Below are 4,650 nucleotides of genomic sequence, written 5' to 3' on the forward strand. Positions count from 1 at the left end.
CCACGGAAGTTTGTAGCTTGCGCTACATGCGTCTCCTTGGCCATGTCGATACCGACAACAAGATGAGAGGTGGTAATTCGTTCAATCCGTTGATTTTGTCCGTGTGATTGATTAAACTTCATAGTAAGAGCGCCTCCTTGATGGTGTTGGGTCTCAAACCCGTCGATAAACCCATCATACCGAGGCGCTCCTTTTTTGACAAAGTCCATTTCTTAGGACTAACAGGAATGTTTAGCGTTCTCTAACTGTTTCTTCTCGGTCATCTTCCCGCTGGATGAGGATTTCATTACATGAGTCACAACGATCAATTACCTTCGGTGGCTTACTCGTGAGGTGAAACGTCTGGCCACAACCAGAACAAATCCTTCTTCCAGTTGCACGTCCCAAAAGTATATTTTCGTCGACTTCTACATATATGGCAAGATCAATCTTCTTAGCTTCTGAAGCTAGATGTTTTTCTAACGCTTGAGCCTGCACGATGTTTCGCGGGAAACCATCCAACAGAAAACCCTCTAAACAATCAACATTATTCAATCTTTGTAATGCGATTCCTATCGTGACCTCGTCAGGTACCAATTCTCCTTTGCTCATATATTCGTTTGCTAATAAACCTAGTTCTGTCTTGTCTTTAACTGCCTTTCTAAATAAATCTCCAGTAGAGATGTGCGGGATACGTTGATTTTCGATGATAACTTTAGCTTGTGTGCCTTTACCAGCCCCAGGTAATCCAAGCAAGATAATATTCATTCTTAAACCTCCTCGTAAAGTGTTCTCACTAAACAAAGTATAGAAAAGTTGACCAAATGCTTCCAGATAATTCACGTAATCTGCCCTTTAGTTGAACTACAAACCAGAGACATATGTATCGAATGTCTTATTTTGGAGCTGCGCGGCTGGCAGCTCCTTCGTATTACAAGATAATTAAAAAAGAAGCAGCGACTGTTGAGTGGAAAATTTAGCAGGTGATTATCGTTATAGAGTGTGAAGAGAGTCAATCGGATACAGTGGAAGATATATTTGGCATCACTTTGCGTTGGGGACTTCAAGAATTGTATAAGCTATGTCTGATACTGGAAATTGCCGGCAACCTGGTTCTAGTTTTTTATAGAGCTCTTGTTCTTAGCGTAATAATGGCTGCTACACATTCTCCCCCCGTAGAATACTCGAAAGCATTAGTTTTTCAAAATCTAATGTGATAAATCTTTTCTACTTGGACAATATAATTTTGGAGGTGTCGGAGACATGAATAAAACTCAATTAAAACTAACATCGACGGAAATCGGAGCCTTGTGGGGAGAATACGTAAATGGCACAATGGTAAATTGTGTGAATAAATATATGCTTACAATTATAGAAGATACTACCATTAGAGAAATTTTTGACGATGCAATAAAAACAACTGAAAATCAAATGAAGCAGGTTTCTGCTTTTATTATTAGTGATGGATTTCCTTTACCCATAGGGTTTACAGATTCAGATTTAAACCCCAATATAAGAAGGTTATTTTCAGATCTTTTTTGTTTGGATTATTTATATCTCATGACAATACATGGTTTAAACGGTCATTTATTTTCGATTAGTACATCAGTTAGAAAAGATTTAAGGGATTTTTTTGATTCCTGCTTGACAGATGGAAAAAATATGTATCATCGGACCATTGATTTATTACTTGATAAGGGGCATTTTCAAAAAGACCCTTATTTTTTCCCCCGTTCAAACCCTGAATTTATAGATAGCAAAAAATATCTTGATGGTTTTTGGGGTGATAAGCGTCCTCTTTCGGCCGTAGAAATAGGAAATATTTCCCTCAATCTGAAGAAAAGTATTATGGCGAAAACACTTGGTATTGCGTTTAGTCAAATTGCCGGTTCCAAGGAAATAAGGAAGTTTCTAACGGATGCAGTTCAAACTTCAAATGAACACATTCAATTACTAAGTAAAAAACTAAAAGATGATAATTTGCCTGTACCGATGTCATGGGAAACTGAAGTAACCGACTCTACAGATTCACCGTTTTCAGATAAACTTATCATGTATCACATTGGTTTTTTGTTTCTTACTTCGCAAGCATATCACGGGTTAGGACTAGCGGGTTCTATGAGGTATGATCTAATTCTCGATTATGAGAGAGTAATTCTTAAAGACCTAACAGTAACAAAAAATTGGGTTGATCTCATGATAAAAAATAAATGGCTAGAACAACCTCCAATTGCACCAAACAGAAAAGAAATTGCTAAAAACCAATAATTATCCAGCTCATTAAAATTCCCCTCTTTAAAGATGTTCAACGAGGGGGTTTTCGATGTTCTACTTGCATTAATCTGCATCTATCGAGTAGGAGGGGGCGACTAACCCCCGTCCTCTCACACCACCGTACATGCGGGTAAGGTATTTTATTGAGCTCTCGTACCCGTTTAGCACAATGATTCTCTATAATCGAAGCTTGATCTATACTTCTCCCCAAAATATCTCAGTTTCATAATCGAATAGAACAATACCATCCTGATTATTCCTATCAAATAGATTTCGCAGTTCCGTCATCATCGGATTGTAATTCGGATGCCCGGGTACAGGGCTGTAGGAAGATGATAGCAACCGGCCTCTCAAGCCCTCGAAATCGAACTCCTGACTCATTCTGAATCGCTCTTCATGCATCGTACCTTCCTTGAAAAAAGAGAGAAGCATCGTCTGAGAAATATTTTTATGATTGACTTTTTCGTAGTCGGTTCCGTATGTATGAAGCAGTTGATCGTACTCTTCACGAAATGAAGTACCGTTTGTAAGACGGGAATTCCAGATTAGTATTACTCTCCCACCCGGCTGTAGAATTCTACGGAACTCGGTTTGCGCTGCTAAGCGATCAAACCAGTGAAACGCTTGTGCGCAGACAATAAACTCAACCGACTGATCAGGTAATCCAGTAAATTCTGCAGAACCTGATATAGTCTGAAAGTTCGGATTGCTTTCTAACATTTGCTCGGCGGCTACCCGCATTGCCTGATTCGGCTCGACCGCGATCACATAGCTTCCGCGTTCCAGAAGTAGCTTTGAAAAGATCCCTGTACCGGAACCGATGTCTGCTATTTTACTGTTCGAACGCAAACCGACGAAGTCATACAAATAATCAACAGCCTCTTTCGGATAGCTCGGGCGGTACTTCAAATATGAATCGACCCGGTTCGAAAACCTTTCTCTACTGTTCATCTCTCGTCACTCTCCCAGAATAGCGGTAAACGATTCGTTGACAACGTCGATTTCTGAAGTAACCATGTTAATACCTTCCCCTCTAGGCTAGGCTATCTAGACTTCATTACACTACTTTTCTCTCTTTATCTTAGAATTCCTTCCTGTTTATTCCATTATTCTGCCCGTTAACGTAATGAAGCCGCCGGTCGTGCCGGCAGCCTCGTAATGGGATTTTGCTATCGCAACCCAACGTAAAGCCATCTACTCTAACATCGTCTGTGCCGCTCCACCGCGGGAGCTCCTATGAACTAAACCATACTATGGCTGGTCTGTGAAGGGCTTGTGGGATGAGTTGAAATGCTGCATGTCGATGCCGCTCCATATATTGGGCACTTTTACTTTGTCCGGTTTCTCAAATACCAGGAACGCCGACGGCAGATACCTCATGCCGTAGCTGCTGGAAGGACGATTGACCACCTCGTTGTTCTTGACAAGCACGGACGAGGAACCGCCATCCAGATTGGCCGCTGTCACGGCTCCTTTCTCAAGCAGCAGCTTCTGGGCATCATAAAGCGTGGCGCCCACGGAGTAACCGGGTTGCCTTCCATCGATCACCAGGAACAGAATGGTCCCGTCCCTCGTTTGAGCCATACAAGTACGGGGAGCGATGCCCCATCCTTCGGCCTCGTTCTTGATCAGCCCTTTACCGTTAACAATAAACTTCGGCGAAAACGATACCGCCTCCGTGACGCCCATCTTGAGCAGTTCGGAAGGCTTATATTTACCGGCAATCATTACCCCGTTGCGGTCGAGTCCGACGACGTTCACCGGATCCTCCATACCGCCGTCGTTGTACAGCAGTTTGCCGCCGGACATGACGATGCCGGACGGCTTAAATCCGTTGCCGTCGTAATTGGGATCATCGAATGCGCCACCGTTCACTCCGGCAATCGCCCCGGTACGTTTGACCATGCTCAAAATCTGCTCGCCTTGACCGACGATACTAGTGGTCACCACCCGGATCATCTTCGGATTGTGCACGGTGAGCAGGTAGCCTTTAAATTTATTGCCGCTGACGGGCTCAACCGACACGGTGTTATTAGGCTGAGTCACAGGAAAGACATTATGATTATCTTTCTCCGAGCCCATCGCGTCGAATTGCGCGAGATAGTCTTCTACGCGGCGATTCATTTCGTCCTGACCGATTAAAAATTTCGCATAATCGCGATGCTGCGTTGTAATGAGCGTATCGGCTATCATATAACGGAGCTCGGTGCCGGAAGCAGTGAAATAGAACCACATCGAAAAGCCGGACATGGATAATAATACAAGTAAGATAGCATAGAAAAATAACGATTTGCGTTTGCGCCGCTTTCGTATCCGTGCTGGAGCAGCTTCCGTACGGTCATACGAATAGCTTGGATTCAACAGGCTCACCTCAATTTTTGAAACATAACCTAGAGT

The 4,650-nt window shown here is 43.0% G+C and carries 4 protein-coding genes; 1 reads left to right on the plus strand and 3 read right to left on the minus strand.

The annotated features are described in order from the left end of the window. Positions 1–231: 231 nt before the first annotated feature. A complete protein-coding gene (locus ABES02_RS29730) occupies positions 232–747 on the minus strand; it encodes an adenylate kinase (RefSeq protein WP_430141638.1) in 516 nt (171 codons plus the stop codon). 495 nt (positions 748–1,242) lie between these two features. Here ABES02_RS29730 and ABES02_RS29735 point away from each other — a divergent pair, with 495 nt between their 5' ends. Next, the gene (locus ABES02_RS29735; protein ID WP_430141640.1) at positions 1,243–2,247 is read left to right on the plus strand and encodes a DUF3231 family protein; all 1,005 of its coding nucleotides are present in this window, start codon (positions 1,243–1,245) and stop codon (positions 2,245–2,247) included. Between the two features lie 201 nt (positions 2,248–2,448). Here ABES02_RS29735 and ABES02_RS29740 read toward each other — a convergent pair whose 3' ends face one another. Both ABES02_RS29740 and ABES02_RS29745 read right to left on the minus strand, forming a co-directional pair. Beyond that, positions 2,449–3,204, minus strand: coding sequence for a class I SAM-dependent methyltransferase (locus tag ABES02_RS29740; protein ID WP_430141642.1), 756 nt, complete (start codon positions 3,202–3,204; stop codon positions 2,449–2,451). A 300-nt stretch (positions 3,205–3,504) separates the two neighbouring features. Beyond that, positions 3,505–4,614: a phosphodiester glycosidase family protein gene (locus ABES02_RS29745; RefSeq protein ID WP_430141644.1), complete on the minus strand. Its 1,110-nt coding sequence runs from the start codon at positions 4,612–4,614 to the stop codon at positions 3,505–3,507. Positions 4,615–4,650: the final 36 nt, after the last annotated feature.

It is taken from the genome of Neobacillus pocheonensis (genome assembly GCF_050477905.1).
Taxonomy (GTDB): Bacteria; Bacillota; Bacilli; order Bacillales; family Cytobacillaceae; genus Neobacillus; species Neobacillus pocheonensis_A.

Bases quoted from the DNA above. Each gene is read 5' to 3' on its own strand.
- ABES02_RS29730 (WP_430141638.1), bottom strand. From the start codon at position 747: ATGAATATTATCTTGCTTGGATTACCTGGGGCTGGTAAAGGCACACAA.
- ABES02_RS29735 (WP_430141640.1), top strand. From the start codon at position 1,243: ATGAATAAAACTCAATTAAAACTAACATCGACGGAAATCGGAGCCTTG.
- ABES02_RS29740 (WP_430141642.1), bottom strand. From the start codon at position 3,204: ATGAACAGTAGAGAAAGGTTTTCGAACCGGGTCGATTCATATTTGAAG.